This window comes from Arthrobacter sp. zg-Y895 (genome assembly GCF_020731025.1).
Taxonomy (GTDB): domain Bacteria; phylum Actinomycetota; class Actinomycetes; order Actinomycetales; family Micrococcaceae; genus Arthrobacter_B.
Genome location: NZ_JAJFZY010000004.1, coordinates 617,125 through 643,868 on the forward strand (window position 1 = coordinate 617,125; position 26,744 = coordinate 643,868).

Sequence of the window (26,744 nt, forward strand, 5' to 3'; positions counted from 1 at the left end):
CTGCCGCATCGTATCCCGGAACTAGTTCCCCTGTTCCCCGGAGCGGCCGTGTTCGAGTCCGGTAGGAATACCGAGGAACGCCGGTTCCGGCGCCGAACAGCAAGACTCAGCGGCGGGCGCAGCAGCAGCCGGCTCCGGTGTCCCGCAGCAAGACTCAGCAGCAGGCGCAGCAGCAGCCGGCTCCGGTGTCCCGCAGCAAGACTCAGCGGCAGGCGCAGCAGCGGCATCCGTATCGCAGCCGGCCACCGTATCGCAGCTGCCTCCCAGGTCCGTGGAACAGACCCCGGTTTCGGGCAGGACGAGTTCGACGTCGTCGGCCGCCTTCTGGTCCCCGGCAAGGGCCGCGGCAATGGAACGGACCTGCTCGTAGCCGGTGGCCATCAGGAACGTCGGGGCCCGGCCGTAGGACTTCATTCCGGTGATGTAGAAGTCCTTTTCCGGGTGCGACAGCAGCCGGGCGCCGTGCGGCGTCACGGTGCCGCAGCTGTGGAATTCCGGGTCGATGAGGGGCCCGAGCGCCCGTGGTGCTTCCACGGCGGGATCGAGATCCAGCCGGATTTCGCGCAGCATCTCCAGGTTCGGCCGGAAGCCGGTGGCCGGAACCAGCAGGTCGACATCGAGCTGCGTCTCCCCGCACGGCGTGCTCCCGACGACGGTCAAGGTGTCGGCGCTCTTGAAGCCGGTGATGGTGAACGAGGCGTGCAGTTCGATGCGGCCTTCCTCGACCAGGGTCCGCAGGCGGCTGCCCAGCGCGCCGCGGGCCGGCAGTCCGTCCAGGTCGCCGCCGCCGTACACGCTTGCCGCCGAAGACCGGCGGATGGCCCAGCTGATCCGGGTTTCCGGTTCCTGCTCGGCCAGCTCTCCCAGTGCCAGCAGCGTGTTGGCCGCCGAATGGCCGGCGCCGACCACCAGGATGTGCTTGCCGGCGAACCGGTCGCGGTCCCGGCCGGTGACATCCGGCAGCGGAGCGGTGATGAAGCCCTCTGCATAGGCGGCGGACTCCCCCGGTGCTGCAAGTCCGGCCGAGCCCAGCGGGTTCGGGGAGTTCCAGGTGCCGGACGCGTCGATGACGGCGCGGACCCGGTGATCGGCGGTTGTGCCGTCGGCGGTCCGGACGCGGACCAGGAACGGAGTGGTATCCCGTCCCCCGGTGCGGGTCTTGTCCAGGCCTTCCCGGCTGACGGCAACAACCTCGCTGTTCGTGTGCAGGGCGTTCCGGATGGCGGGGACGGCAGCCAGCGGCTGCAGGTACTGCTCGAGGAGTTCCGCGCCGGTCGGCAGCGTTTCGGCGTCCGGTTCCTGCCAGCCGCTCCCGGTGAGCAGGCGGCGGGCGGCGGCGTCGACGTCGTACTGCCACGGCGAGAACAGCCGGATGTGTCCCCAGGCGCGGACGGCCGCGGCAGGCGCGTCGCCGGATTCGAAGATGACCGGCGTCAGTCCGCGTTCGAGCAGGTGCGCGGCGGCAGCCAGGCCCACGGGACCGGAGCCGATGACGGCGACGGGAAGCTGGGACAGATCAGTGTTCATTGGTGCTTTTCCTCAGGGAGTACGAAGGTTTTGCTAAGCCGGCAGGAGGTCGGCGATGAGTGCGGTGATCCGGGTCTTGATGTCGTCGCGGATGGGGCGGACGGCGTCGACGCCTTGGCCTGCGGGGTCGTCGAGTTTCCAGTCCTCGTAGCGCTTGCCGGGGAAGATCGGGCAGGCGTCGCCGCAGCCCATGGTGATTACGACGTCGGACTCCTTCACGGCCTCGGTGGTCAGCACCTTCGGCAGCTCGGCGGACATGTCGATGCCCTCTTCGGCCATCGCTTCAACGGCGGCGGGATTGACCGAGTCGGCCGGCGCGGAGCCGGCGGAGCGGACTTCGATCCGCCCCTCGCCGAGGTGTCGCAGGTACGCGGCGGCCATCTGCGACCGTCCTGCGTTGTGCACGCAGACGAACAGGACGGAGGGCTTGGCGGCGGTTTCGGTGCTCATCGGGTCGTCTTTTCTGTGGAAGCGTTTGGAGAGGGAGCAAGGGCAGGGGTGGCGGCGGGCCAGTATTTCTTCTGCGCCCAAAGGGCGACGTAGACCAGGGCGACCAGGACGGGCACTTCGATCAGGGGGCCGACGACGCCGGCCAGCGCCTGTCCGGAGGTCACGCCGTAGGTGCCGATCGCCACGGCGATGGCGAGTTCGAAGTTGTTCCCGGCGGCGGTGAAGGCCAGCGTGGTGGTGCGGGCGTAACCCAGGTCCAGCAGTTTGCCCAGCAGCATGCCGGCGCCGAACACCACGAGGAAGTAGACCAGCAGTGGCAGGGCGATGCGGGCGACGTCGAGCGGGTTCGAGGTGATTTCATCCCCCTGCAGGGCGAACAGCAGCACGATGGTGAACAGCAGGCCGTAGAGCGCCCAAGGGCCAAGCTTCGGCAGGAACGTGGCCTCGTACCAGTCACGGCCCTTCGCCTTTTCGCCAAGGGTGCGGGTGAGGAAGCCGGCCAGCAACGGGATGCCCAGGAAAACCAGCACGCTTACCGTGATGGCCCAGAAGGAGAACCCGGCGCTGGTGGTTTCCAGGCCGAGCCAGCCGGGCAGGACCTGCAGGTAGAACCAGCCCAGCGCGCCGAAGGCCAAAACCTGGAAGACGGAGTTGATGGCGACCAGCACGGCGGCGGCTTCGCGGTCACCGCAGGCCAGGTCGTTCCAGATCATCACCATGGCGATGCAGCGGGCCAGCCCCACGATGATCAGCCCGGTGCGGTATTCGGGCAGATCGGGCAGGAAGATCCAGGCCAGGGCGAACATAAATGCCGGAGCGGCGACCCAGTTGAGCACCAGTGAGGTGACCATCAGTTTCCGGTCGGCAATCACCCGCGAGGTTTCGTCGTACCGGACCTTGGCCAGCACCGGATACATCATCACCAGCAGTCCGACGGCGATGGGCAGCGACACATTCGACACCTTCACCGAGTCCAGTGCGGGACCAATGCCCGGAACCAGCCGGCCCAGCAGCAGCCCGGCAGCCATCGCGGCGAGGATCCAGAGCGGCAGGAACCGGTCGAGCGTCGAAAGCCGGGCGGTGACCTGGCCGGTCTGGGGTGGTGCGGTGGACGTGCTCACAAAGCTCCTCGGCGGGACATCGGGACGGGACATCGACAGGCGAACTATATTGAAGAATATCGATATCCTTCGATGTCGAGTATCCCGGGATATATCGATACCTGTCAATCTGTGCATAATGGGCAGGTGACCTCTGCACTGACAGTTCCCGCTCCGGCCGTCGAGGCCTGCTGCACCCCGCTGACCTCCGAAGCGCTGAGCATCGAAGACGCCCAGCGGTTCGCCCAGCTGCTCAAGGCCGTGGCCGAGCCGACCCGCCTGCGCCTGGTCTCACTGATCGCCGCCCAGGAGAACAAAGAAGCGTGCGTGTGCGACCTCACCGAACCGATCGGCCTCGGGCAGCCGACGGTGTCCCACCACCTGAAGATCCTGGTCGACGCCGGCATCCTGCACCGCGAGAAGCGCGGCGTCTGGGCCTACTACTCCATCGTGCCGGGTGCGCTGGAGCGGGCGGCCGCGGTCCTCTCTCCCCGGTGAGCAGCACCCCTGCCGCTGTGCCGGAAGGCGCGGTACTCGTCCGGCCCCTGCTGGCTTCGGACTGGCCCGCGGTGCGCAGCATCTACGCGGCGGGGATTGCCACCGGGCAGGCCACCTTCGAGAGCGCGGTACCCGAATGGGAAGCCTTTAATTCCGCCCATCTGGCCGGACTCCGGCTTGTCGCCGACACAGGAAGCGGCATCCTGGGATGGGCAGCGGCCTCACCCGTTTCCACCCGGGATGCCTATCGCGGCGTCGTCGAACATTCTGTTTACATCGCCCCCGCCGCCCGAGGACGCGGCATCGGAAGGCTTCTGCTGCGTGCCTTGGTGGTGTCCGCGGAGACCTCGGGAATCTGGACGCTTCAGTGCAGTATCTTTCCGGAGAACATGGCCAGCCTCGCCCTGCACCAGGCAGCGGGCTTCCGCGTGGTTGGCAGGCGCCAGCGCGTGGCGAAAATGGGCCACGGACCGCACGCCGGTGAATGGCGGGACACCCTGTTCCTGGAACGGCGCAGCGGTTCCGCCGGAACCGACTAAGTCGGCCCCTCAACCAAGGCAGCGGAACCGGCCCGGAGATCAAAGCGGTAGCCGCCGTCCGCGACTAGTACCTTTCCACTGCCTTGCTGCGCCGGGCCCAAAACAGCACCGGGATCAGCAGCAAGGCCAGGATGCCGCCCGAGAGGGCAAGTACGGCGTAGCTGGTGCCGGCCATAACCACACCGGACAGGGTTCCCCCACCGGCCCCGGCCAAGGCAACCAGCACGTCGATCTTGCCTTGGACGCGGGGACGGATCTCCGGCGACGTGTTATCAACTACCAGTGCCGTGCCGGCAATCAGGCCGAAGTTCCAGCCCATGCCGAGCAGTGCCAGGGCGAGGAGCAGCAGGCCCAGGGATCCACCCGGCGCGAGGGCCGCAGTGACTCCGGCCAAGAGCAGGGTGACCCCGGAGGCGATAGCCATTGGAGTACGTCCGAGTTTGTCCACCAAGACACCCGTGACAAGCGACGGCAGATACATCGCGCCGATGTGCACCCCGATGACCATCCCGACCGCGGCAAGGTCATGGTGATGGGCCCGCATATGCACCGGCGTCATGGTCATGATCGCCACCATCGCGATCTGGGTCAGCACCATCACGGCGGCACCCACGTAGACTCCGACCCCCGGCCGGGCTGCCGGCGCACCGACGTCGCCCGGCACGGTGTCCGCCGTCCGGTCCTCCAACCGGCGTGCCAGAAAAAACGGATCCGGGCGCAAAAGTACCAGCAGGACGACGCCGGCGGCCAGGAACGCTGCTCCGGCAAGGAGGAAGGGGCCGGCCAGGGCAGGGATACCGAGGTCCTCGGCGAAGCGGCCCATGGGCGTCACCAAATTGGGTCCGGCAACCGCCCCGAACGTCGTCGAGACCATCGCAATGCTGATGGCCTGTCCCCTGCGGTCCGGCAGCGCCAGGTCCGTTCCGGCATATCTGGCCTGCAAATTGGTGGCCGTTCCCGCCCCATAAAGGAACAGGGCCGCAAACAGCAGAAGGGGGCTGTCCACCACGGCAGCCAGGACCACGCCCAGGGCACCGAGGCCGCCGGTCAGGAAACCGGCTCCGAGTCCAATGCGCCGTCCGGCCCGCTGGGTAACCCTTCCTACGAGGTAGGCAGCCAGTGCGGAGCCCAGGGTGATCAGCCCCGCCGGCAGGCCGGCCAACCCCTCCGATCCAAGCATGTCCTGAGCCAGAAGTGCCCCCACCGTGACACCTGCGGCCAGTCCCGCCCCGCCGAGAATCTGGCTGAGGACAACCACGGCGAGGGTACGCCGCTGAACTGAGACGCGGCGCGCCTCGTCCAGCACGTTGGTCTTCATCCCCCGAGAATAGCCCGTATCAACGCGGGCATCCCAGCACTTAAAGCGCCGCGGCAATTACCCCTACCGCCGGTACTGTTCCACTGGTACAGTCCCCGGCATGGACACAAACACCCTGCCTCAGGCCACCGTCAATGCCCGCTCGATTCTGCTGCCGTACACACTCGCCCTGGTTGCGGCCATGCTGCTCGTCCAGGCGGTGATCTCCCTGACCGGGGGCGATGTCGACCTCCTCGCAGGGGGCCTTACCGCCGTCGTCGCCGTGGGGATTGCCCTTTGGATGTGGCGAAACGCCCGGAAGGTCACCCGGATCCGCTTCGGTTTCGCCGTCGCGCATGCGATCGCCTTCGTCACCGTGACAACCTCGTTCAATGTGCACGCCGTGCTGCGGGCGTTCACCGCCGGGGGCGACGGAGCTGCTGCCGCCGAACTTCTGGCAACCCCCTGGTTCGGCGCGACCCTGGTGATGAGCGCGGCATGGGGGCTCGGCCTGCTGATCCACCTCACCGGCGCAGTCCTGGGCCGCGGCTGGGAGGACTGAGATGGCCCGCCCCACGGAGGACGAGGAATGGGTGGAAGCCCGGATCGAGTCCTGGGTGGAGACGTATAAGAAATCGATGCTGACGCCGGTGATCCTGCGGGTCGTTGAAGCTGCGCAGCCGGTGACGGTCGCCCGGATTGCAGCCGGCGTCGCGTCGGCCACCGGATGGACGATCACCGAACGGAGCATGTACCGGAGCCTGAAACGGCTTCAGGATTCCGGCTTCCTACAGAGCGCGGAGGTTGCCGCACCCCGGACCGGAGCCAAGCGCAAGGAAATTTCGCTGACCGCGGTGGGCGCACGGTTCCTGGCCGGCATCAACGACAGCCTCGTCGGTTTCTCCCCGCCGCGCAGCGGGGAGGGTGCCGGAAACTAGAGCACCAGCTCAAACTCCAGCCGCCCGTGCCGGACGCCGTTGACCTGCACCTCCAGGGCATGCGCTCCGGCATAATGCCGCCGGGTGGTCATCTGCCGGAAGCCGTGCCGTCCCCGCAGCGGCCGGGACTCCCCCGGTTCCAGGGACACGGTGGTCAGCTTGAAGACCTTCTCCGCCGTGGACCCGTTCGCCTTGACGTAATGCACGGCGTAATCAACCGACAGGCGGGCCGGAGCGTCGCCGGTATTGGTCACGACAAAGTCGAAAGCGAGCACACCGGGCAACTGCAGGGCAGCTGTTTCAGCCCGCAGTTCGGTGATGCCCACCTCCGCCGGTGTGAAACCCATCAGCTCAAGTGCGACGGGATGGCCCTTTTTAACCAGGGTGCGCAGGCTGCGCCGCACCACCCAAGCGGCGCCGGGCGTGCCGGTCTGCTGCCAGCGTGCGGCCGCCGTCAGCACCAGCTCGGGCGCGTGCCGCGCGAGATCGTTGGCGTGGTTGGCGACGGACCGGCGCACGTATTCGGACTCGTCGTTGTGCAGCGCATCCAGGATCGGCAGCGTGGCCCCGGATGTAGCGAGCAGCAACGGTACCCGGACGGCCCAGGGCAGGTAGGGCCGGGTTCCCTCGCTGGCCAGCCGGCGCACATGCTCGTTGGGGTGGGCGGTCCAGGTCCGGATGATGTCCAGCGCCCTTTCGTGGTCGGCCTGCAGCAGCCGCCGGATGGCGAACTCGCTGGTGAGCCGCGGGGTCAGTTCCGCGAGCAGGGCCAGGGCATCGTCGAAGGCCGGGGTGCCGCCGTCGGCCAGTGCCAACGTGACTGCTGCCTCGGTGACCGGCCACAGCGCCCAGCCGGTGAAGGTCGGATCCTCCAGCGCGGAACGGAACGCCGTGGCAGCTGCCGGATAGGTGCCCAGGGCGTCAACGAGGACGGACGCGACGGCGTCGGTCCGGCCGCGCAGCGACAACGGTTCCAGCCGGGCCCGGGTGGCCAGCACACCGCCCCACTTCACGCCCGGAGCGGCAGAGGCCAGCGCATCATGCAGCACTTTCACCTCGTTCGGACCCAGCAAATCATCCATCGCGCCCATGGTGCTCCCCCGTTTTCCATTGCCTCTGATATCCGGCGGGCAGCTAACTGGATCCGATTGCCCTTTGCCCGGGCCGGGTAGGCCTATCCCTAATCTACTGGTTACCGGATTCAGCCACCGCTGCCGAAATCATCTGCGCTGACGCGACGGTAGGACTCGGCGATAATGTCCTCCAGCACGGACATGTCCACGTTGCCGAGATCCGTAAGGTAGAGGCACCCCGCACCCGTCTTGTGGTCGCCGAGCCGGGACAGTTGCTCCGTGTACGCGTCCAGGCCGTCAGGAAGGTAAACCGTGGTGGCGCCCTTGCGCGGCGAGAATGCCGCCGCGCCGGCGTCCCCCTCCCGGCCGCTGGCGTATTTGTAGTGGTAGCTGCCGAAGCCGACAATCGACGGCCCCCACATGGCGGGCGCCTCGCCGGTGATCCGCGTCATCAGCTGGACCAGCGTTTGGGCGTCGCGCCGGCGTACGGGCGATGCCACACCGTCGATGAAGCTGCTGACGCTGGTGCTTGTTGGTTCCATGATCTGCCTCCTTGTTGCCGTGCCGGTTTAGACCCCCGCCCCGCGCAGCGCAGCCACGGTGGTCACCGCAGCTGCCACCGCCTCGTAGCCCTTGTCCTCGGATGAACCGGGCAGGCCGGCGCGGTCCAGGCCCTGCTGCTCGGTGTCGCAGGTCAGCACGCCGAAACCGATCGGGGTGCCGGTGCGGACGCTGACCTCGGTCAGGCCGGTGGTGGCCGCCGAGCAGACGTAGTCGAAGTGCGGCGTGCCGCCGCGGATCACGACGCCGAGTGCCACCACGGCGTCGTAGTGCGGGGCCAGCCGGGCGGCGGCGACGGGCAGTTCGAAGCTGCCCGGGACCCGGATCAGTTTCGGCCGCAGGCCGGCATCTTCCACTGCACGCAGCGCCCCGCCGATGAGGCCGTCCATGATTTGAGCGTGCCAACTGGCGGCCACGATCGCCACCCGAATCTCCAGGCCCTGCGCCTTGATGCTGCTGACGTCGTTTTCCGGTGCGCCGTGTCCGCTCATGGTGTATTGCTCCTTGCTCGAAGTCGGTTAACTCTGCTGCACGGGTTTGGTGCGCAGCAGGGTGAGGTGGTGGTCCATCCGGTCCCGCTTGGTCTGCAGGTACCGCTCGTTTTCGGCCCGGATGGGCACCTCGGAGGGCACCATGGCTTCCACCTCGATGCCGAAGCGGCGCATCCAGTCCCGTTTGGCGGGGTTATTGGTCAGCAGCCGGATTCGGTGCAGGTCCAGCTGGTGCAGGATGTCCGCGGCGGCCTGGTAGTCACGGGCGTCCACGGGCAGTCCGAGCTGTTCATTGGCTTCCACCGTGTCCGCCCCGGCTTCCTGCAGGGCGTAGGCCCGCAGCTTGTTGGCCAGCCCGATCCCCCGGCCTTCCTGGCCGCGCAGGTACACGATGGTGCCGCCGTGCAATGCCACCAGTTCCATCGCCTGCTCCAGCTGTTCCCCGCAGTCGCAGCGGAAAGACCCGAAGACATCCCCGGTCAGGCATTCCGAGTGCAGCCGCACCAGCGGGGCGCCTTCGCCGAGGCCGCCGGCCAGCTCAGTCTCGGTGCCGGGCGCGGAGAGAGTCAGGTGTTCGACGCCGGTGCGCGTGTCCGTCCACGCGGTGGCAGTGAAGTCGCCGAAGGCGGTGGGCAGCTGCACCGGCGGTCCGGGCAGGACAGGCGCGGAAGCTGCTGCTTCGCTCATTCGCCGCTTCCTTTCCGCAGGTGCAGGTGCTGGGCCAGGTCCTCGATGGAGATCAGCGGAAGGGCGTACGCGTCTGCGAACTTCCGCAGGGCCGGCAGCCGCATCATCTCGCCGTCGTCGTGGACCAGTTCGGCGATCACACCCACCGGGGTGCAGCCGGCCAGCTGCGCGAGGTCGACCGCGGCCTCCGTGTGCCCGCGGCGGACCAGGACCCCGCCGTCGGCGGCGCGCAGCGGAAAGACGTGGCCCGGGCGGTGCAGGGATCCCGGATCTGCGGCCGGGTCGGACAGGACGCGGGCGGTGAGCGAGCGGTCCGAGGCGCTGATCCCGGTGCTGGTGCCCGCGGCGGCATCGCAGGAGACCGTGTAGGCGGTGCCCTTGGCGTCCTGGTTCACGGCCGTCATGGGCGGCAGCTCCAGCCGGTCCGCGTAGCTGCCGGGCAGCGGAACGCAGACGACGCCGGAGCTGTGGCGGATGGTCCAGCCCATCAGTTCGGGGGTGGCGTGCTGGGCGGCGAAGACAATGTCGCCCTCGTTTTCGCGGTCGGCGTCGTCCACGACGACGACGGCGCGGCCGGCAGCGATGGCCTCGACGGCCTCGGACACGGAGTTCAGCACGATGGCCTGCGCGCTCACTGCGGGCTCCGCGTAAATGCCAGCAGACGTTCGGCGTATTTCGCCAGCACGTCCACCTCCAGGTTCACCCGTCCACCCGGTTCCAGCGCGCCGAGTCCGGTTTCGGCCAGCGTGGTGGGAATCAGGCCGACCTCGAACCAGTGTTCCCCTGCGTCGGCCGGACTGACCGCCGTAACGGTGAGGGAGACGCCGTCGACGGCTATCGATCCCTTCTCCGCGATGTACCGAGCCAGCCGGGCAGGCACGGCGAAGCGCAGCCGGTCCCAGCTGCCTAGGGATTCGCGCTCGAGCAACGTCCCCACGCCGTCCACGTGTCCCTGCACCACGTGCCCGTCCAGCCGTCCGCCGGCGGGCACGCAGCGTTCCAGGTTTACGTTCCGGCCGGCCTGCAGGTCTCCGGTGGTGGTGCGGGCGAGGGTTTCACCCATCACATCCATGCTGATGGTCCCGTCCTCGATCCGGGTGGCGGTCAGGCACACGCCGTTGACGGCAATGGATCCGCCGGGCTCCAGGGCCGCGCCGGCGGCGGGTGCCGTGACGACCAGGACCGCGCCGTCGCCGTCGGTATTCGGGGACAGGGAGACCACGCTGCCCTGTTCAGCAACTATGCCGGTGAACATCTATGAGTCCTTTGTGTGGGGGGTTGTTGAATGAGTCGGGCTCCGGTTCCAGCCGCAGGCGCAGGTCCCGGCCCAGCTGCACGACGGCGCCGCCCGCCGCGGTGTCCCACCGCCAGCGCGGGGCATGGCCGAGGGTCTGCACGCCCAGGCCGGCGACCGAGGCAATCCCCGCGCCAAGCAGCAGCGGAGCGGTGTAGACCACGAGTTCATCCACCAGTCCGGCCCGCAGGAAGGCGCTGGTCAGGGTGGCTCCGCCCTCAATGAGCACGTGGCGGACCCCGCGGGTGTACAGGCCGGCGGCCACGACGGCCGGATTGTGTTCCTGCAGCTGCAGGAACCTGCCGTCGGAACCGCGGACGGCGGCGTCCGCCGAAACGGGGCGCCGGCCGACGACGACGCGCAGCGGCTGCTGTGTGTCCTCCGCGCCGTCGGGGGTCCGGGCGGTCAGCAGGGGATCATCTGCCAGCACGGTGCCGGTGCCGGCCAGGATGGCGTCCACCCGGGAGCGGATCGATTGGCCGTCCTGCCGCGCTTCGGGCCCGGTGATCCACTGGCTGGTGCCGTCTGCGGCGGCGATCCGGCCGTCCAGGCTCTGGGCGATCTTCGCTGTCACAAACGGGCGATGCTCGGCAGCGGCGCGGAACCAGCGGGCGTTGAGCTGTTCGGCGGGTCCGGCCAGCAGCCCGGAAGCCACCTCCACGCCGGCGGACCGAAGCGCGGCTGCTCCCCCGGCGCCGGCCTGCGTGGGATCCGCGGCAGCGAAGACCACCCGGGCCAGGCCTGCGGCAAGGATCGCCTGCGTACAGGGTCCGGTGCGTCCGGTGTGGTTGCAGGGTTCCAGGGTGACCATCATCGTGGCTCCCCGAACCTCCACTCCCGATGCTGCAGCGCGGGCCAGCGCGTCGGCCTCGGCATGCGCCGTGCCCGCGCCGCGGTGGTAACCGGTGGCGAGGATGCCGCCGTCGGCGTCGAGGATCACCGCGCCCACCAGTGGATTGGCGCCGCGCACCCCCTGGGCCGCGAGGCCCAGGGCGGTTTCCATGGCCGCTGCTTCGGCCGCGCCGAATCCGGGCATTACCGGGTCCGCGGGTCCGGCATCAGGACCTCCACCTGCGGCTTCTCGTTCCGCTTGGCTTTCCACCAGACGAAGAACCCGGCAAGGGTGAAGCAGCCGTAGAAGAGGTACATAAAGGCAGTGGCGTAGTAGCCGGTGCTGAAGAGCAGGGGCACACCCACTATGTCCACGGCCACCCAGATCAACCAGAACTCAACCCAGCCTTTGGCCATACCGTAGGTGGCCAGCAGCGACCCGACAAAGGTCCAGGCATCCGCCCACACCGGTTCGTAGGAACCCAGCCGGGCGAAAACGGGGGTCAGGGCGACGGTGCCCAGCAGCATGATGGTGACCAGCCCGATCCGCTGACGGCCGGTGGCCCACTGCGGGGTGACGGCGGCCTCGCCCTTGGTTTTGCTCTGCTGCCAGCGCCGCCAGCCGTAAATCGATACTGCGATGAACATGATCTGCCGGCCGGCCTGGCCCAGCAGTGTGGCGGTATCGGCGCCGCCGAAGACGGAGCCGAGGAAGACGGTCAGCAGGAGCAGGTTACCCAGGATGCCGACGGGCCAGGCCCAGACTTTCCGGCGCATACCGCCGAAGGCGCTGAGCAGCCCGAAGATGTTGCCCACAAGTTCGCGCACCAGCAGTGAGCTTGAGCCCACCGGAAGCTGTGCCTCGAAGAGCCACCGTAGAAAATCCATGTCGTCCTATCCCTGAGCGGGTGCTCCGGGGGTACGACAGTACGATGCGTCGCCGGGGTGCGACCGGTTCGAGGGGTCACCCCTGCAAAAGGGGACCTCGAAGGGTCGGCAAAGCCGGCGGAACAACAAACTGCACGTGCTTCTCCCATCCAGACTTTAACTGTCGGTATCGGAGTTTCACCGATTCAACCGAACCGCTGCCCCGATTTCTCGGATCAGCAGTGCGGGTCGCGGACTATAACCGCCGGTTCGGAATTACACCGACCCCGGAGCACGTTTGTTGCTAACTATTCTTGCACAGCCGCTTCGGCAGATGCGCGCAGTTTGCGGATAGCGTCATTGGGATCACCTGTCCCGTAAACGGCCGAGCCGGCCACGAACACGTTCGCTCCGGCCTCCGCAGCCCGTTCGATGGTCTCCGCGGAGATTCCGCCGTCCACCTGGATGGCCAGCGGCAACCCGGAGCCGCGAACGGCCTCGGCGGCCCGGCGGATCTTGGGCAGCGTCACGTCCAGGAACTTCTGTCCGCCGAAGCCCGGCTCCACGGTCATGATCAGCAGCATGTCCAGCTCGGACAGCATGTCCAGGTACGGCTCCACCGGGGTGGCCGGACGCAGGGCCATGCCGGCCTTGGCGCCGCGCTCCCGCAGGTCGCGGGCGAGCTTGATCGGGGCCGTCGATGCTTCTACGTGGAACGTGACCGAGGCGAGTCCGGCCTCGGCATACAGCGGCGCCCAGCGGTCGACGTCGGCGATCATCAGGTGCGCGTCCAGCGGCAGCTTGGACACCTGCTGGATCCGTTCCACCACGGGCAGGCCGATGGTCAGGTTCGGCACGAAGTGGTTGTCCATAACATCCACGTGCACGGCGTCCGCGGCACTGATCCGCTGCAGCTCGGCTTCGAGGTTCACGAAGTCGGCCGAGAGGATGCTCGGGTTGATGCAGCACTTGCTCACGAAGGGTCTCCTAGATTTTGCGGCGGATCAGCGCCAGGAACATGGCGTCGGTGGCGTGGATGTGCGGCCACAGCTGGGCGGTGGATTCGTGGCCGGCCTCCAGCGCGCCGGGCAGGCTGACGGCGTCCAGTGCGGCGCCGGCGTCGAGCAGTTCCAGATCGTTGCGCTTGCGCATCACGTCGGCGACGACGGCGGTGGTTTCCGCAGGGTGCGGGGAGCACGTTACATAGGCCACCACTCCCCCGGGCTTAACCGCGTCCACGGCGGTGGTGAGCAGCTCGCGCTGCAGGATGCCGAGTTCGCCGACGTCGGTGGGCTTGCGGCGCCAGCGGGACTCCGGACGGCGGCGCAGGGCGCCCAGACCGGTGCAGGGTGCGTCGACGAGGATCCGGTCGAAGGTTTCCGGGTAGTCCTCGGCGATGGTGCGGCCGTCTCCGGTACGTACGTTCCAGGTTTCCCCGGGCACGGCGTCCAGGGCCTGGCGGACCAGCTGCGCGCGGTGCGGGGCGGGCTCGTTGGCCAGCAGCACGGCGCCGGATTCGTGGGCGAGGGCAGCGAGCAGTGCTGCCTTGCCGCCGGGGCCGGCACACATGTCCAGCCACTTTTCCACGCCGTCCTCATCGACGGACGCGCCGCCGAGGTCCAGTTCGGCCAGGGCGCGGGCGACCAGCTGGGAGCCGGCGTCCTGCACGCGGGTGGTGCCGGCGCGGACCGAATCCAGCCGGCCGACGTCGCCGGCGGAGAACAGGGCGGAATCCTTCACGAGCTCGCCGTCCGTCGCTCCGGCGGCACGGGCTTCATCGAGGTCGCCGAGGCCAGGCAGTGCGACCAGGTTAACCACGGGAGCGTCGTTGTCCGCACGCAGCAGGTCGGTGATCTCATCGACGCTGCGACCGTGGGCCACGAGTGACTGGCGCAGTGCCCGGACGATCCATTCCGGGTGGGAGTGTTCAATGGCGGAGCGTTTAACCGCGTCGATTTCGCCTTCGGTGAGCAGTTCCACCCACTCGTCCAGGCTGCGGGCGGCGACCTTGCGAAGCACCGCGTTGATCAGTGCCGACGGTCCGGCGCCGATGACGGCACGAGCCAGGCCGACGGTCTGGTCGAGGGCGGCGTGCGCAGGGACGCGCATGGCCAGCAGCTGATGGGTGCCGATGCGCAGGGCATCCAGGACAGCGGGGTCCAGGCGTTCCAGCGGGCGGTCCACGCACTTGGCGAGGATGGCGTCATAGGTGCCCTGGCCGCGCAGGGCGCCGTAGGCCAGCTCGGTGGCAAAGCCGGCGTCGCGCTTGTCCAGGCGGTGCTTGCGGATGCTTTTCGGCAGCACGAGGTTGGCGTAAGCGTCCTCGCCGGAAACGGCGCGGAGCACTTCAAAGGCAACCAGCCGGGCCGGATCGGCGGCGCGGGTGCGCTGGCCGGGGGCGGCGGCGGTGCGGGTCTTCACTGCGGCGCGGCGGCGTTCGTGGCCCTTGTCGTTGCGGTGTTTTTCAGGTTGGGGGGTCATTCGAAGACCACGTCCTCACGGTTGGCGAGGCCGCGGGCCCAGTCTGCCCCCGGCATCATTTTCTTGCCTGCGGGCTGGACACGCAGCAGTTCGAGTCCGTGTGAGCCGGTGCCCACGACGGCGGCGGCGTCCCCGCCGCCGGTGAAGCGGACCTGGCCGGGGCGCAGGTCGGTGACGTCGGAGCGCAGCGTGGCCGCGCCGATCTTGAACCGGGCGCCGTCCCAGATGGTCCACGCGCCGGGTTCGGGGGTGACACCGTTGATGCGGCGGCGGATAGCCAGGGCGGGCTGCTGCCAGTCCACGCGGGCGTCGTCGATAGTAAGCTTTGGCGCCAACGTGATGTCCCCCTCCTGGGGCACCGGCACGGCCGCGCCGGCGTCGACTGCGCTGAGCGTTTGGGCCAGCAGCACCGCACCGGAATGCGAGAGGCGTTCGAGCAGGTCACCGCTGGTGTCCTCGGGCCGCACCGTTTCGGTGAGCGTGCCGTAGACCGGGCCGGTGTCCAGGCCTGTTTCGAGCAGGAATGTGGAGGCACCGGTGATGTCGTCCCCGGCAATGACGGCGTGCTGCACCGGAGCGGCGCCGCGCCAGGCGGGCAGCAGCGAGAAGTGCAGGTTGATCCAGCCGTGCTTCGGCACGGTGAGGGCACGCGCCGGAACGAGGGCACCGTAGGCAACGATCGCGGCGACGTCGGGCGCCAGGGCGGCGATGGCCGCGATGGCTTCGTCGTCCACCTTCGCGGCGCGGATCACGGGCAGACCCAGTTCCTCGGCGCGGGCGGCCACCGGGGACGGTGTCAGGACCTTCTTGCGGCCCAGCGGGGCGTCGGGGCGGGTGAGGACGCCGACGACGTCGAACCCGGCGTCAATCAGCGCGTCGAGGGACGGTACGGCGACCGCGGGGGTGCCGGCAAACAGGACGCGAAGTGCCGCGGCCACCTAGGCTCCGGCCTGGGTGCCGAACGTACCCTTGGCCGCCTGGCCGAAGGTACCGAAGCTGGAGCCCACGCTCTGGGCACGCTGCGCTGCGGTACGGTCCGCGATCGCGTCGTACTCGCGCTGCCGGATGGCCCGGAGTGCTTCCTTGCGGTGCTCGCCTTCGAGTCGGTCGATATAGAGGGCGCCGTTCAGGTGGTCCGTTTCGTGCTGGAAGCACCGGGCCAGCATGCCCTCCCCTTCGATGCTGATGGGGTTTCCATGCACGTCCTGGCCGGAGACGCGGGCCCAGCGGAAGCGCGGCGTCTGGTAGCCAAGCCCGGGAATGGACAGGCAACCCTCCAGATGGTCCGGCTGGAGGTCGTCGCTCAGTTCAAGGACGGGATTGACCACATGCCCGGCCTGGCCCTCCACGCGGTAGGTGAATACGCGCAGGCTGACGCCGACCTGGGGTGCTGCCAGCCCGGCACCTTCGACGTCCTCCATGGTTTCCTCCATGTCCGCTACCAGCTTCGCCAGTTCGGGGCCGAAGTCGGTCACGTCTTCGGCGCGGGTCCGCAGGACCGGGTCGCCGAGCGTGCGGATAGTCAGGATGGCCATCGGGGGTTTGTTCCTTACTCTTGCTGCAGGGGATCGGAATCCAGTCTAGTTGGCTCCGCCGCCCGCCGGGACGCTCAGGCCTGAGGAGCGCCCGCTGCCACCGAAGTCTGCGGATCTGCCGTCGGTGCAGCCTACAGGGTTGAAGTCTGTGCAGCGGGGGCTTCGTGCGCTCCGACCGGGGGCGGCGGCACGGGCAGAAGGGCACGGCCTGCGGCAACGGCGTCGATGTTGGTCTGCCAGACCCGGCGCAGTGCGCAGAACTTGAACCAGTGTTGGGGCAGCACGTCCGGGTTTGCGCGCATGGGACGCACCTCGGTCTGGCCCACGGCGACGCCAAGCAGCAGCGGATCCTGTCCGTAGGCCCACGGCTCCCAGGTGCCGGCACCGGCGTCGACCAGCGATTCCTGTGCCTTCATCCCAGCGACGAGCTGCATCACGACCTTGTCGTCCAACTGCTTCACCTGTCCGTCGCGGTCGGTGTTCTTGGTCTTGTAATCGATCAGGCACAGCCGGCCGCCGATCCGAGCCACCAGGTCCAGGGTGCCGGCGTAGCCAAGCTCGGCGTTCCACACAGTGATTTCCGGGGCGATGGGCTGGACGTCGTAAAGCTTCCACCATTCGTCGAACCGGTCCGCGAACTGGTGCTCCCCGCGGGCGGCAAGCTCCTCGCGGGCACGCTCGAGTTCATGCGGGCGGTCCAGGGCGCGGAGCGCCACCTGCTCACAGTAGTAATGGACGCGTGTGCCCCGCTGCGCGGCGGCGTCGCGGTAGCGTTCGGAGGCCGAGGAGGCCTCCTTGACCACGGAGCGCAGCTGCGACGGACTCCCGAGGGCGGCGGTGAGTTTGGGATCCTTGACGACGGCGGAGGCTGCCATATAGCTGTGCCAGCCGTCCAGGGACGTTGAGCCCTGGGAAATGACCGTGGTGATGGACGGGACCGTGGGCGGCTCGGAAAGGGACCGCGAATACATGCGTCCGTATTCGGTTGCGTGTGCCAGTGCTGGTTCAGTCATGTCTCCAGTCTGCCACCCGGCGGTGACAGTCTGCTGTCGGCCGTCCGCCGGACAGACGCAAAAAAACCGCCACCTCCCCGGAGGAAAGTGACGGTCTTTTGAAGGGTGGGCGATACTGGGTTCGAACCAGTGACCTCTTCGGTGTGAACGAAGCGCGCTACCACTGCGCCAATCGCCCTTCTTTTGCTAAATCACGTTGATGCGCCCGGAAGCACTCCAACGTCTAAAGATGCTAGCCCAGATCCCGCCCCAGTCCAAACCTGGGCCGAACCCGGGACCGATTGGACGAACCCGCAAACGTCCTATAGAGTTTTTCTTCGTTGGAAAGCGGGGGTTCGCCGCGGAAAGCGCAAGCAATCCGGGGCAATAGCTCCCTCACCTGATCAACATGCGGACGTAGCTCAGCTGGCTAGAGCACCACCTTGCCAAGGTGGATGTCGCGGGTTCGAATCCCGTCGTCCGCTCGCAAGTCACTGTACAAGCCGCTCCCGGTTTCGCCGGGTTCGGTTCTCCAAAGCTTTATGCGGCGGTTACGGTGGGGTGGCCGAGAGGCGAGGCAGCGGCCTGCAAAGCCGTATACGCGGGTTCGAATCCCGTCCCCACCTCCACAGTGGATTGTAAGAAACCCATTTATGGGCGCGATTGGCGCAGCGGTAGCGCGCTTCCCTGACACGGAAGAGGTCACTGGTTCGATCCCAGTATCGCGCACGAACAGTACTGTTTCAGTGCTTTTCTTGCGGACGTAGCTCAGCTGGCTAGAGCACCACCTTGCCAAGGTGGATGTCGCGGGTTCGAATCCCGTCGTCCGCTCTCCCTTCTGCTTATGGTTTTCCAGGAGTAATCCTGAACGGGCCGAGCAGTTTAGGGCGCGATTGGCGCAGCGGTAGCGCGCTTCCCTGACACGGAAGAGGTCACTGGTTCGATCCCAGTATCGCGCACGGACAGTTTCGACTGTTTGCATTTGCGGACGTAGCTCAGCTGGCTAGAGCACCACCTTGCCAAGGTGGATGTCGCGGGTTCGAATCCCGTCGTCCGCTCTCCCCCGGCGTTGATTGCCGGCTTAGAAGGAACAGGTTTTTGCCTGTTCCTTCTTTTGTTTAAGCCGCAGGTCATTCCGGCCTGGTCTGCTCGGCGATAAAACTAAGTTTGCTTATTAGCCGGCCTATCGATAAAGTCTTTCCAGTAGAGAAAATGTCGACATGGTTTCAGTAGCGGGATCAAAGTTGCATGGCCACCAGGCCGCTCACACCACTACTTGAGGAGAACCACATGGCTAATACACAGACTCACAACGATCACACGAACACCACCGTTCGCAACGCCAACGACATCAAGGTGTCCACGCGGACCCTCGAATTCGCCGTTTACGTCCTGGCCGTTATCGCCACGATCATCACGGCAGCTGTCGTTGGCGACAACGCCAGCGAAAACGGCCTTGACGCATTCAACGCCTCACAGGCAATGCAGTACATCACCTTCCTCACGGTCGGCCTGATGGTTGCCCGCGGCCTGGCCAAGTCCGGCCACCGCGGTAACAACAACCACAACGCGTAACACGCGTTTCCGGCCTTGAGCCGGACGCTTATTCCGGCGTGGAGCTCTTTGAGCTTCACGCCGGTTTTGTTTTAAGCTGGCCTTTTGCCCTAGGCAACTTTCCCGCGGTCGGCGCCGATAAACATCCCTGAAGCCCTTAGAGTGTGGCCTATGGAAATCCGCCCGCTGGACCTCGATAATGACAGCGCCATGGCCGAGGCCTACCGCATTGAATGCGCGGCAAACCAAAGCGTAAGGCCCGGTTGGATTTCCCCCAGCAAGGAAGCCCGGATTCTTGGCTGGCGCACACCTAACGGATGGCAGCACCATTTGCTTGGTGCATGGAACGGCACCACATTGATTGGTTTCGCGGCCGGCATGCATTCACCCGACACTCCGGACACCACATGGATATTCGTTTGGGTCGACCCCGTTTACCAAAACGCAGGAGTTGGTTCTGCATTGGCACGTGCCGCGGAAGACGCCAGTCCTGCGTCCACGGTCAGGTTCGTGGCAAGCGCCATCCGGGCGACCTCGGCCGAAATGGGCGCTCTTATGCAGAATTTTGCCTCCCCTCTGGGCTATTCCCCGGCAACCACCGAAACCGTCGTCGAACTGGATCTCCGTGACACACAGCTTGCCGGTCCGACGACGGCGCCCGGCTACGAAATCTCAACGCACGTCAACGGCGTCCCTGAGCGGTTCCGGGAACAGGTAGGGCAGATCAAGGGCCTCGTGGATGCCGAGGCGCCCAACGGCGAGCTCGCCTGGGGCGAGACACCCGTATCCCCCGATGAGTATGCCGCCGAGATGGACCTCTGGGTCGCCCAAGGGTCCACGGTATTCGAATCGATTGCCGTGGACGCAGCCGGAAACGTTGCCGCCTGGACCTGCCTGGTCGCTGATGCCGATACCGAACGGCCGGCGCACATCGAAGGGACCCTCGTGGTCTCCGGCCACCGCGGCCACGGCCTCGGAGCGGCCGTGAAGCTGGCTTCCCTGCACCGCGCCGTCGAACTGGGAAACGTCCGCAAAGTCAGGACCAGCAGCGATGACCGGAATATATGGATGCGTTCCATCAACACCCGCCTCGGGTTCACGCCCGTGGAGACCGAGATCATCCTGCAGAAGGAAACCGTCAGCCCTTGATCGCGTCCGCTTCCACGCGTGCGCCATACAACGTCTCGAAAGTGGCATGCAACGGCCAGAACTGTCCGGCAGGAATTGCAGCGCCGGCGACGGCGCCCTCCAGGTATGTCAAGTGGGTAATCCAGCCGGGCCCGTAGGAATCGACGAGGGCCCCCAGATCATGGTGCCTGAAGTCCAGTCCGGTCCCCTCCTCCGCGTCACGCAGCCGGATCTGGATCCGCGATTCGGGTTCCTCGGGAAACTCCCAGCTCATCGCCAAGCGGCGCGGCTCGTCCACGTCAGTAATGACGCTACGGGACAGGTAGCCTCCGCTATGGTCGACGACGATTGTTCCGCCCGTTCGAACGTCGCATTCCACAGGAAGGCCCAGCCACTGGGACAAAAGGGCGGCGTCAGTGAACCCCGCCCAGACGGCCTGCGCGGGGGCGGGAAACGTCCAGGAAATCCGAAGGGTACCGTCGGCGGTCGAAACAGAAGTGAGCGGCATGGCCACGATTGTGGCACACCGGCGTGTTCGCAGCACCGATCAGTTTCCGATGGCCAGTGCCATCTGTTCGGCGGACGGGAGATCAGCCAGCACCACCTGGTAGCGGTGGCCGGCGGCGTCGGAGAACGTGACGGCACCGGTGCCGCCCATGTTCAGTCTTGTCAGGGAGCCGCGTGCGTGCCGCGTCACCGGCCAGTTCACGAGCCCGGAGTTCAGCCCGTTGTCTTTGGCCACCGTGATGTCCTGGACGTTTCGGCGCTCAATGGAGCGCTTCCACAGCGGTCCCCTTAGGGTGACGTACTGCTGGTCCACTGCGACCGTAACCCGCGCAAGGAAACACCACCAGCCGGCAGCGAGCAGGAGCGCCGCGGCAGCTAAATACAGCGGCCAGACCGACTCGGCGGCTGCCCCAACGGCCAGCGCGGAACCCACTGCCGCCAGCAACGCGCCGCCTCCCCACCTAAGCCAACCGGGCGAACGTTCCACGAACCTGACACTGCTTGCCGGTGCCTGCGGCGCCATGGCCTTCCCCCTCATCGTTTGCGCGGGCGGTCCTGATTAGGGAACGCTACCCCATTTACCTGCCGCGCCGAGGTGCAGCCGCCTACCGCATCCGTTCTTCCAGCTCGGCCAGGAACTCGCGCGCAGCGGGCATGCCGGGGTCCGCGGCATCGGCACGACGGATGGCACCTGCGAGGATCTTGGCGGCCTGGGCCGTATCGCCCTTGCTGTCAGCGAGGACTACGGCGTTGTCCAGACTTCGGCCAAGTGGTGAGGGCTCTGCCTCAGCCTGCGGAACCGGGCCTTCGTTCATGATTCGGATCCAGTTTCCTGCCGGATCGATCAGGCTGAATCCGGTCCTCCCGTCGGCATTCGTTCGCCGGCGCGGGCGGGTGATGCGGGGATAGCCCGAAATCGGCAGCTTGCCGTAGGCGGCCTGCAGACCTGCTGCGAACGAGTCAAAGAGCGTTCCCGTGTCTGGCACAAGGATCCCGCAGGTGCTGTGTGAGTCTTCGGCGCGGTGCCCGTCCAGCACGTAGTAGTGCAACGGAAAACCGTATCCTTCCAGGGCCAGGTAGGGGTTCGGCTTAGTCTGCCGGTACGCGATCCCAAACCCCAGCACGGAGAAGAAGGCAGCTATCTCGTCAATGTCCGCGCACGGCAGCATCGGAATGACTTGCGGAGGCATGCCTTCATTCTGGCACCGCCTTGCAGTTCGCTAACAGGGGGCAGTGGTCCTTCCGGGCTCCTGTTGACGGCTGCGCACATCGGCGTCGACCCTCCACCGCAGCTGTCTCGCTGGTGACCCAGCCGGTCCGGGCATAGTCTTTCACCACTCCCGCGGGCCCACCTGAAAGGAACCTTCATGACCATTGCCATCTTCGGTGCCACCGGGCAGCTCGGCGGCCGCACCATCGACTCCCTGATCGCACGCGGCGTCGCGCCGGGCGATCTCCTTGCCCTGGGCCGGAACCAGGACCGCCTGGCTGAGCTTACGGCCCGCGGCCTGCGCACCGCACGGGTTGACCTCAACGACGCCGCCACGACACCCGGGGTGCTGGACGGCGTCGAAAAGGTCCTGCTCATATCCATGAGCGAACCGGGACGCCGCGTTGCGCAGCATGCGAACGCAGTCGAGGCAGCACGGAACGCCGGCGTCCGCCAGCTGGTTTACACCTCGGTTCTTGAGGCGTCGACGACGATTCTCGCCCTCGCTCCGGAGCATCGTGCAACCGAGGAACTCATCACCGCATCCGGCATTCCATCGACCTTCCTGCGCCACGGCTGGTACACGGAAAACCATCGGCAGGAGTTCGACGCCGCGCGGCAAACCGGCGTCGTCGCCAACAGTGTGGGTTCAGGGCGCATTGCCAGCGCTCCGCGACGGGAATATGCCGAAGCGGCCGCAGTGGTGCTCAGCACGCCAGGCCACGATGGCAAGGCCTATGAACTGTCCGGCGATACGGCCTGGACCTACACGGAATTCGCGGCGGCCGCGCAGGAGGTGCTTGGAACCCCCGTGCGCTACGAGGTCCTGGCTCCGGAGGAGGAACAGAAACAGTTGATCGGCCTCGGAATTGATGAGGCGACCGCAGGCTTCCTGGGTACGCTCAATGCCAATATGCGCGACGGCGCGTTGGCTCCGGCGCCCGGCGAGCTGGCCAAACTCATCGGGCGGCCTACCGAGCCGCTGATCGAAACTATGCGGGCCTGGGTCCGCTGATACTCGCTCCGGCATCAACCTGCGGCGTCAGGAATGGGTCAAAGCCGTCTCGATAATGTGCCGGCTGGATTGATGCAGGGCTTCCGCCGCACTGAGCCCGGTGGCCGCCAGGAAGCGGTCCACAAGGCGGTTCCCTGCGGCGTAGCCTGCCCCCGCCGGAAGGCCTACCGGCTCAGCCCCGAACCGGTCGGCCGCTTCATCGCCGTGCACCCAGGCGGTGAAGTTCTGCATCCCGCCGATATCCAGCCCGGACAGCACCTTCTCGAAAACCGCGTCATCGTGGAGGTGGGGTACGCCCATAGGCGTGTAACCCATTTGATCCCCGTAGAGCTGGCGGGCAAAGGCATCCGCCAGCCCCTCGGAAACTACCTGCTCCCCCACCGTGACTACTGCCGGGTCCCAAACCACTCCGCCCGGCGCATAGCGCAGGTTGTGGTTCAACTCGTGCACGGCGGCAGCCTCGAGGCGGTCCAGGTTCTCGTCGTTGGGCCACAGGGTCAGCGAGATAAAACCTGTGGCACTGCCGTTTCCGCTGAGCCCCCTTGCCGGACCCATGAAGTACTCGTCCGCCGGGTCGCCAAGCACCAGCAGGACGGTAATGTCCGGCACCATAACTTCAGGAACAGCCTGAACCTGCACCTCAACTGCGTTCGCCAGCGCGTTCTCGATCCGCCCCCAGGCGTCCGCCGTCGTCAACCGGGCGAGCCCCTCACGGCAGCTTTCACTGTCGCGGTCCAAGGGAAAACCAAAACTCAGACCGTGCATTGCCGCCAGGTCCACCTGCCCCGGAAAGTACCGGTACATGCCTTCCATCGGAACAAGCATCGAGCGCAGCAACCCGCTGCGCTCCCCCTCGGCGGCCTGCAGCACCGCTTCCATTCCCGCGGCAGTGTCCAGCACGTTGATTGTCATACCGGCACCCTAGCGCCTCGCGTGTTTACCTGCCGGCCCAGGGCGCCTCCGTCATAGCGGAACACTAACGAACCAAATGGTTTGTTAGTCTTGGGGCATGAGCGCAATTCCCTCCATCTCTCCCACCATGGCGGGGCGCAAGGAATGGCTCGCTCTCGTCGTCCTCATCCTCGCCGTAACCCTGCTCGCCATCGACGGCACCGTCCTTTATATGGCAGTCCCTGCCCTAACAGCGGACCTGTCGCCGTCAGCCACACAGATTCTCTGGATCGGCGATATCTACTCGTTCGTCCTGGCCGGCCTCCTCGTGACGATGGGGAACCTGGCGGACCGCATCGGACGTAAACGTCTTCTAATGATCGGCAGCATCGCCTTCGGCGTCGCTTCGCTGCTGGCTGCCTTCGCGCCGTCCGCAGAGGTGCTGATTGCGGCACGCGCCCTGCTGGGCATCGCCGGCGCGACCATCATGCCCTCCACCCTGTCGATCATCCGCAACCTGTTCCACGACCCGGTCCAGCGGACACGCGCCATTGCCATCTGGTCTGCGGGAGCGATGGCGGGCGGCGCCGTCGGACCGTTGGTCGGCGGTGCCCTGCTGGAATTCTTCTGGTGGGGTTCGGTCTTCCTGATCAACGTTCCGGTGATCGTCCTCATCGTGGTGCTCGGCATCTGGCTGCTGCCCGAGTCCAAGAACCCCAATGCCGGAAGAATCGACCTCGTTTCCGCAGTGCTCTCCGTACTGGCCATTGTGCCGGTGGTGTACGCCGTTAAGCAGGTGGTGGGCCACGGACTGGATTGGTCCGTCCTTCCCACCCTTCTCCTGGGCCTGGGCGCAGGATGGCTGTTCGTCCGGCGGCAGCAAAAACTGGAAACGCCCCTCGTGGACATTAGCTTGTTCCGCATCCCTGCCTTCGGCGGAGCAGTGGCGGCCAACGCCCTGTCCATCTTCGCCTTCTTCGGGCTGCTGTTCTTCTTCTCCCAGTACCTGCAACTGGTCCGCGGTTACTCTCCCTTCTGGGCGGGAATGGCGGAAATGCCCGCAACCGTCGCTTCCCTGGCCGTAGTAGGAGTGGTCGGTTTCGCTTTGTCCAAGCTGGGCTTGGGCCGTGCCATTGCAGCCGGCCTGCTCATCGGCGCCCTGGGGCTGGCACTGCTTGGCCTTACGGAAGGACTGCCCAGTTACGCGGGCATCGGCATTGCCCTGGCGGTAATCGGCTTGGGAACGGGCCTGGCCATGACGCTTTCCACAGATGCCGTTGTGGCTGCGGCCCCGCCGGCACGGGCGGGTGCAGCGTCGTCCATCGCGGAAACGGCTTACGAGCTGGGCGTCGCGCTGGGCATCGGTGTCCTCGGATCGGTCCAAACCGCCCTCTACCGAGCACAGCTGGAGATCCCCTCGGGCACCTCGCCTGAAGCGGCGGCAGCCCTGCAGGATTCCCTGGCCAGTGCAGCCGGTGAGCTGGGCAAAACCGATGATGCTTTGCTGGCCGTGGCGCAGCAGGCGTTCACGCATGGCATGCAGGTGACGTCGTTTATTGCTGCCGCACTGCTGGTGGTGGCAGCGGTCATCGCCTGGCGCCTCATCCCGTCGACTACCCCTCTGGACAAGCGCACTGGAGAACCGCGTGAAACCCACTGAATCGACGGCAACGCGCGACAAGGAACGGACCCGGCGGGCGATCATCGATGCCGCATCCCAGATGATTTATTCCCACGGCGCAAGCGTCAGCCTCGCTGACATCGCTTCAGCCGCCGGGGTATCCAAGGGAGCGCTGACCCACCATTTCACCAGCAGGAGCGCCCTCGAGGAAGCAATCCTGGTGGACGTGTCGCAGCGTTTATGGGACGCGGTGCACGAGCGCCTGGATTTCTCGGAAGACCGGCCGGGGAAACTGCTCCGCGCCTACATCTGTGCACTAACCGACGACGACGCCGCCGCCGTACGGGATGTTGTCTCCCCCGGTTCGCTTCTGCTCATTATCGGGAGTGACCAACCCGGGCAGGAGGCGCTTAAAGCCGACGCTGAGAAATGGCGGAAGGCTTTCGACGACGACGGTATCGATCCTGCGCTGTCGCTGACCATCCGCTACGCTGCCGAAGGGCTTGCGGCCTCCATCGGAACCCCATATCTCACTCCGGCTGAACTCAGGTCAGCCCGAACGCGCCTCCTCGCGATGGCGGAACCCGCCTAACGGGGACCGGCTCCCTCGCCTGCAGCGCTGGCTCCGCCGGTCCGGCGCTGCAGCCGCCGGCGTACGGCTATGAAGACCACGCCGGCAAGAACGATATGCACCAAGACCAGGGCAATCGCATCCGGCTCCACCCAGGTGATGGTCCATCCCGAGTCAAGCCATCCCGTTCCGCCGAGCATCGTGCGGGTGACGGTCAGTTGCGTCCAGTGGAAGGCGACCGCCACCAGCAACGCCCCGGGCACCGGGATACGCCGGGCCGCCACGAGCGCCAGCCCGAACAGAACCAGCTGCACGATGTAGATGATGGGGTCATTGCCTGCGGGAAACACTTCGATTCCCCCTCCGTCGCCGCCAAGCACCGTGGTGATAGCCCACCGCACCGGCCCGACCAGCAGTCCAATGAACGGGAACAGTGCCGTCGTCACCAGCGTCGCAACAGCCAGGCCCCAGCCGTCCCGCAGGTTCGTCCAGACGTACCCGCGCAAGGCAAGTTCCTCCGGAAGCGCCTCATAGAGGGCCAGCACCACGCCGTTCAGGAGCAGGAAGCCCAGGAAGGCGGCCACGTTCAGCTCTTCCACCCGTATCCATCCGACCAGGCCGGCGGGTAGCCAGACGATGAGGCCGGTGAGTGCGCCGACGGCCACGCCGATGGCCAGCGGCCGGGCGACTGAGCGGCTGAGACCGAGCCCTTCCAAGCGGCGGTGGTCCAGCCGGCGACGCAGCAGCACGATACCCGGCACCACGACGGCGGACATCAGGACCGCCTGCAACAGGACTACAGCCAGCCGTCCCCAGCCAAAAGCCAGGCCCAGGGCTTCGGCAATCCCTATGGCGGCTCCAAGGGCGACGCCGAGGAACACCCATCCAAGGAGCGTAGCCCGAAGTGCGCGTCCCCGCTCGATCGGCTGGCGTGCCTGTTCCGAAAGCGGAGACGGCGTCGCGGATGGCAGCATGCGTGCAGGCATCGAGGGTCCTCATTTATCGCGTCGGGGCGGTAGTGCAGGATCAACGCCAGTCCACCACGAAGACCCGGGCAGTCTACGCAGCCACGCCCGCTGGGGTGAT

General features: G+C 66.7%; 31 protein-coding genes, 7 tRNA genes and 1 riboswitch. Of the genes, 15 read left to right on the forward strand and 23 right to left on the reverse strand.

All coding sequences use genetic code 11. From position 1 onward, the window contains the following. Nucleotides 1-21 precede the first annotated feature (21 nt). The 3 genes from LJ760_RS09615 to arsB are packed head-to-tail and all read right to left on the reverse strand — an operon-like array spanning nucleotide 22 to nucleotide 3,131. Nucleotides 22-1,527 carry an NAD(P)-binding domain-containing protein gene (locus LJ760_RS09615; protein WP_227922170.1) on the reverse strand — a complete coding sequence of 502 codons (1,506 nt, stop codon included), beginning with the start codon at nucleotides 1,525-1,527 and terminating at the stop codon, nucleotides 22-24. A gap of 33 nt (nucleotides 1,528-1,560) precedes the next feature. Next, nucleotides 1,561-1,977 carry an arsenate reductase ArsC gene (locus LJ760_RS09620; RefSeq protein WP_227922172.1) on the reverse strand — a complete coding sequence of 139 codons (417 nt, stop codon included), beginning with the start codon at nucleotides 1,975-1,977 and terminating at the stop codon, nucleotides 1,561-1,563. After that, nucleotides 1,974-3,131, reverse strand: a complete 1,158-nt coding sequence (gene arsB / locus LJ760_RS09625) for an ACR3 family arsenite efflux transporter (protein WP_269436541.1) — start codon at nucleotides 3,129-3,131, stop codon at nucleotides 1,974-1,976. The genes LJ760_RS09620 and arsB overlap by 4 nt, the downstream gene beginning before the upstream one ends. Before the next feature lie 93 nt (nucleotides 3,132-3,224). On the opposite strand from arsB, the gene LJ760_RS09630 reads away from it, so the two are divergent. Further along, on the forward strand, nucleotides 3,225-3,575 hold the full coding sequence (locus tag LJ760_RS09630; RefSeq protein ID WP_227922176.1) for an ArsR/SmtB family transcription factor: 351 nt from the start codon (nucleotides 3,225-3,227) through the stop codon (nucleotides 3,573-3,575). After that, complete coding sequence (locus tag LJ760_RS09635) at nucleotides 3,572-4,114, forward strand: GNAT family N-acetyltransferase (protein ID WP_227922180.1); 543 nt, start codon at nucleotides 3,572-3,574, stop codon at nucleotides 4,112-4,114. The genes LJ760_RS09630 and LJ760_RS09635 overlap by 4 nt, the downstream gene beginning before the upstream one ends. Before the next feature lie 64 nt (nucleotides 4,115-4,178). On the opposite strand, the gene LJ760_RS09640 is transcribed toward LJ760_RS09635, so the two are convergent. Continuing rightward, nucleotides 4,179-5,432, reverse strand: coding sequence for an MFS transporter (locus tag LJ760_RS09640; RefSeq protein ID WP_227922182.1), 1,254 nt, complete (start codon nucleotides 5,430-5,432; stop codon nucleotides 4,179-4,181). Between the two features lie 100 nt (nucleotides 5,433-5,532). Here LJ760_RS09640 and LJ760_RS09645 point away from each other — a divergent pair, with 100 nt between their 5' ends. After that, complete coding sequence (locus LJ760_RS09645; protein ID WP_227922190.1) at nucleotides 5,533-5,973, forward strand: hypothetical protein; 441 nt, start codon at nucleotides 5,533-5,535, stop codon at nucleotides 5,971-5,973. Between the two features lies 1 nt (nucleotide 5,974). Continuing rightward, complete coding sequence (locus LJ760_RS09650; RefSeq protein WP_227922193.1) at nucleotides 5,975-6,349, forward strand: PadR family transcriptional regulator; 375 nt, start codon at nucleotides 5,975-5,977, stop codon at nucleotides 6,347-6,349. Here the strand turns inward: LJ760_RS09650 and LJ760_RS09655 are convergent. The 14 genes from LJ760_RS09655 to LJ760_RS09720 all read right to left on the reverse strand — a co-directional run bounded on the left by LJ760_RS09655 (nucleotide 6,346) and on the right by LJ760_RS09720 (nucleotide 17,360). After that, nucleotides 6,346-7,431, reverse strand: a complete 1,086-nt coding sequence (locus LJ760_RS09655) for a DNA alkylation repair protein (RefSeq protein WP_227922195.1) — start codon at nucleotides 7,429-7,431, stop codon at nucleotides 6,346-6,348. The genes LJ760_RS09650 and LJ760_RS09655 overlap by 4 nt on opposite strands. Before the next feature lie 119 nt (nucleotides 7,432-7,550). Next, nucleotides 7,551-7,964 (reverse strand): DUF1801 domain-containing protein, encoded by a 414-nt coding sequence (locus LJ760_RS09660; protein WP_227922197.1) that lies wholly within the window; start codon nucleotides 7,962-7,964, stop codon nucleotides 7,551-7,553. Nucleotides 7,965-7,991: 27 nt separating this feature from the next. Beyond that, entirely contained in the window at nucleotides 7,992-8,474 is a 483-nt protein-coding gene (gene ribH / locus LJ760_RS09665; protein WP_227922199.1) for a 6,7-dimethyl-8-ribityllumazine synthase, read from the reverse strand. Nucleotides 8,475-8,501: 27 nt separating this feature from the next. Beyond that, on the reverse strand, nucleotides 8,502-9,161 hold the full coding sequence (gene ribA / locus LJ760_RS09670) for a GTP cyclohydrolase II (RefSeq protein ID WP_227922202.1): 660 nt from the start codon (nucleotides 9,159-9,161) through the stop codon (nucleotides 8,502-8,504). Beyond that, on the reverse strand, nucleotides 9,158-9,796 hold the full coding sequence (ribB, locus tag LJ760_RS09675) for a 3,4-dihydroxy-2-butanone-4-phosphate synthase (RefSeq protein ID WP_227922204.1): 639 nt from the start codon (nucleotides 9,794-9,796) through the stop codon (nucleotides 9,158-9,160). The genes ribA and ribB overlap by 4 nt, the downstream gene beginning before the upstream one ends. Further along, nucleotides 9,793-10,416, reverse strand: coding sequence for a riboflavin synthase (locus LJ760_RS09680; protein WP_227922207.1), 624 nt, complete (start codon nucleotides 10,414-10,416; stop codon nucleotides 9,793-9,795). The genes ribB and LJ760_RS09680 overlap by 4 nt, the downstream gene beginning before the upstream one ends. Further along, the gene (gene ribD / locus LJ760_RS09685) at nucleotides 10,394-11,491 is read right to left on the reverse strand and encodes a bifunctional diaminohydroxyphosphoribosylaminopyrimidine deaminase/5-amino-6-(5-phosphoribosylamino)uracil reductase RibD (protein WP_227922209.1); all 1,098 of its coding nucleotides are present in this window, start codon (nucleotides 11,489-11,491) and stop codon (nucleotides 10,394-10,396) included. The genes LJ760_RS09680 and ribD overlap by 23 nt, the downstream gene beginning before the upstream one ends. Continuing rightward, nucleotides 11,491-12,174 carry a nicotinamide riboside transporter PnuC gene (gene pnuC / locus LJ760_RS09690; RefSeq protein WP_227922216.1) on the reverse strand — a complete coding sequence of 228 codons (684 nt, stop codon included), beginning with the start codon at nucleotides 12,172-12,174 and terminating at the stop codon, nucleotides 11,491-11,493. The genes ribD and pnuC overlap by 1 nt, the downstream gene beginning before the upstream one ends. 133 nt (nucleotides 12,175-12,307) lie before the next feature. After that, nucleotides 12,308-12,452: riboswitch (FMN riboswitch) on the reverse strand. 9 nt (nucleotides 12,453-12,461) lie between these two features. Further along, entirely contained in the window at nucleotides 12,462-13,130 is a 669-nt protein-coding gene (gene rpe, locus LJ760_RS09695; RefSeq protein WP_227922218.1) for a ribulose-phosphate 3-epimerase, read from the reverse strand. A gap of 10 nt (nucleotides 13,131-13,140) precedes the next feature. Continuing rightward, nucleotides 13,141-14,634 (reverse strand): RsmB/NOP family class I SAM-dependent RNA methyltransferase, encoded by a 1,494-nt coding sequence (locus LJ760_RS09700; protein WP_227922219.1) that lies wholly within the window; start codon nucleotides 14,632-14,634, stop codon nucleotides 13,141-13,143. Further along, nucleotides 14,631-15,572 (reverse strand): methionyl-tRNA formyltransferase, encoded by a 942-nt coding sequence (gene fmt, locus LJ760_RS09705; protein WP_227922220.1) that lies wholly within the window; start codon nucleotides 15,570-15,572, stop codon nucleotides 14,631-14,633. The genes LJ760_RS09700 and fmt overlap by 4 nt, the downstream gene beginning before the upstream one ends. Further along, a complete protein-coding gene (gene def, locus LJ760_RS09710; RefSeq protein WP_227922223.1) occupies nucleotides 15,573-16,169 on the reverse strand; it encodes a peptide deformylase in 597 nt (198 codons plus the stop codon). It abuts the gene before it with no gap. A gap of 131 nt (nucleotides 16,170-16,300) precedes the next feature. Then, complete coding sequence (locus tag LJ760_RS09715) at nucleotides 16,301-17,182, reverse strand: PD-(D/E)XK nuclease family protein (RefSeq protein ID WP_227922225.1); 882 nt, start codon at nucleotides 17,180-17,182, stop codon at nucleotides 16,301-16,303. A 106-nt stretch (nucleotides 17,183-17,288) separates the two neighbouring features. Continuing rightward, a tRNA-Val gene (locus LJ760_RS09720) sits at nucleotides 17,289-17,360 on the reverse strand. Nucleotides 17,361-17,572: 212 nt separating this feature from the next. Here LJ760_RS09720 and LJ760_RS09725 point away from each other — a divergent pair. The 8 genes from LJ760_RS09725 to LJ760_RS09760 all read left to right on the forward strand — a co-directional run bounded on the left by LJ760_RS09725 (nucleotide 17,573) and on the right by LJ760_RS09760 (nucleotide 19,864). Further along, nucleotides 17,573-17,646: transfer RNA gene (locus LJ760_RS09725), tRNA-Gly, on the forward strand. 70 nt (nucleotides 17,647-17,716) lie between these two features. Then, nucleotides 17,717-17,790, forward strand: a tRNA-Cys gene (locus tag LJ760_RS09730). A 28-nt stretch (nucleotides 17,791-17,818) separates the two neighbouring features. Beyond that, nucleotides 17,819-17,890 (forward strand) — tRNA-Val (locus tag LJ760_RS09735). Between the two features lie 28 nt (nucleotides 17,891-17,918). Beyond that, a tRNA-Gly gene (locus tag LJ760_RS09740) sits at nucleotides 17,919-17,992 on the forward strand. A gap of 56 nt (nucleotides 17,993-18,048) precedes the next feature. Then, nucleotides 18,049-18,120: transfer RNA gene (locus LJ760_RS09745), tRNA-Val, on the forward strand. 25 nt (nucleotides 18,121-18,145) lie between these two features. Next, nucleotides 18,146-18,219, forward strand: a tRNA-Gly gene (locus LJ760_RS09750). A 232-nt stretch (nucleotides 18,220-18,451) separates the two neighbouring features. Then, the gene (locus LJ760_RS09755) at nucleotides 18,452-18,736 is read left to right on the forward strand and encodes a hypothetical protein (protein ID WP_227922227.1); all 285 of its coding nucleotides are present in this window, start codon (nucleotides 18,452-18,454) and stop codon (nucleotides 18,734-18,736) included. Between the two features lie 150 nt (nucleotides 18,737-18,886). After that, a complete protein-coding gene (locus LJ760_RS09760; protein WP_227922228.1) occupies nucleotides 18,887-19,864 on the forward strand; it encodes a GNAT family N-acetyltransferase in 978 nt (325 codons plus the stop codon). Here LJ760_RS09760 and LJ760_RS09765 read toward each other — a convergent pair. From LJ760_RS09765 to LJ760_RS09775, 3 genes are all read right to left on the reverse strand, one after another. Further along, complete coding sequence (locus tag LJ760_RS09765) at nucleotides 19,854-20,351, reverse strand: SRPBCC domain-containing protein (RefSeq protein ID WP_227922229.1); 498 nt, start codon at nucleotides 20,349-20,351, stop codon at nucleotides 19,854-19,856. The two genes, LJ760_RS09760 and LJ760_RS09765, sit on opposite strands and share 11 nt — an antisense overlap. A 39-nt stretch (nucleotides 20,352-20,390) precedes the next feature. Then, nucleotides 20,391-20,837: a hypothetical protein gene (locus LJ760_RS09770; protein WP_227922230.1), complete on the reverse strand. Its 447-nt coding sequence runs from the start codon at nucleotides 20,835-20,837 to the stop codon at nucleotides 20,391-20,393. 118 nt (nucleotides 20,838-20,955) lie between these two features. Continuing rightward, entirely contained in the window at nucleotides 20,956-21,540 is a 585-nt protein-coding gene (locus tag LJ760_RS09775; protein WP_227922231.1) for a hypothetical protein, read from the reverse strand. Between the two features lie 177 nt (nucleotides 21,541-21,717). Between LJ760_RS09775 and LJ760_RS09780 the strand changes: the two genes are divergently transcribed. Then, complete coding sequence (locus tag LJ760_RS09780; RefSeq protein ID WP_227922233.1) at nucleotides 21,718-22,575, forward strand: SDR family oxidoreductase; 858 nt, start codon at nucleotides 21,718-21,720, stop codon at nucleotides 22,573-22,575. Nucleotides 22,576-22,602: 27 nt separating this feature from the next. On the opposite strand, the gene LJ760_RS09785 is transcribed toward LJ760_RS09780, so the two are convergent. Continuing rightward, nucleotides 22,603-23,487 (reverse strand): DUF2268 domain-containing protein, encoded by an 885-nt coding sequence (locus LJ760_RS09785; RefSeq protein ID WP_227922234.1) that lies wholly within the window; start codon nucleotides 23,485-23,487, stop codon nucleotides 22,603-22,605. Between the two features lie 97 nt (nucleotides 23,488-23,584). Here LJ760_RS09785 and LJ760_RS09790 point away from each other — a divergent pair, with 97 nt between their 5' ends. Together LJ760_RS09790 and LJ760_RS09795 are read left to right on the forward strand one after the other, a co-directional pair. After that, a complete protein-coding gene (locus LJ760_RS09790) occupies nucleotides 23,585-25,126 on the forward strand; it encodes an MFS transporter (protein ID WP_227922235.1) in 1,542 nt (513 codons plus the stop codon). Further along, a complete protein-coding gene (locus LJ760_RS09795; RefSeq protein WP_227922237.1) occupies nucleotides 25,113-25,679 on the forward strand; it encodes a TetR/AcrR family transcriptional regulator in 567 nt (188 codons plus the stop codon). The genes LJ760_RS09790 and LJ760_RS09795 overlap by 14 nt, the downstream gene beginning before the upstream one ends. Here LJ760_RS09795 and LJ760_RS09800 read toward each other — a convergent pair. Further along, the gene (locus LJ760_RS09800; RefSeq protein WP_227922240.1) at nucleotides 25,676-26,644 is read right to left on the reverse strand and encodes a CPBP family intramembrane metalloprotease; all 969 of its coding nucleotides are present in this window, start codon (nucleotides 26,642-26,644) and stop codon (nucleotides 25,676-25,678) included. The genes LJ760_RS09795 and LJ760_RS09800 overlap by 4 nt on opposite strands. Between the last annotated feature and the right edge of the window lie 100 nt (nucleotides 26,645-26,744).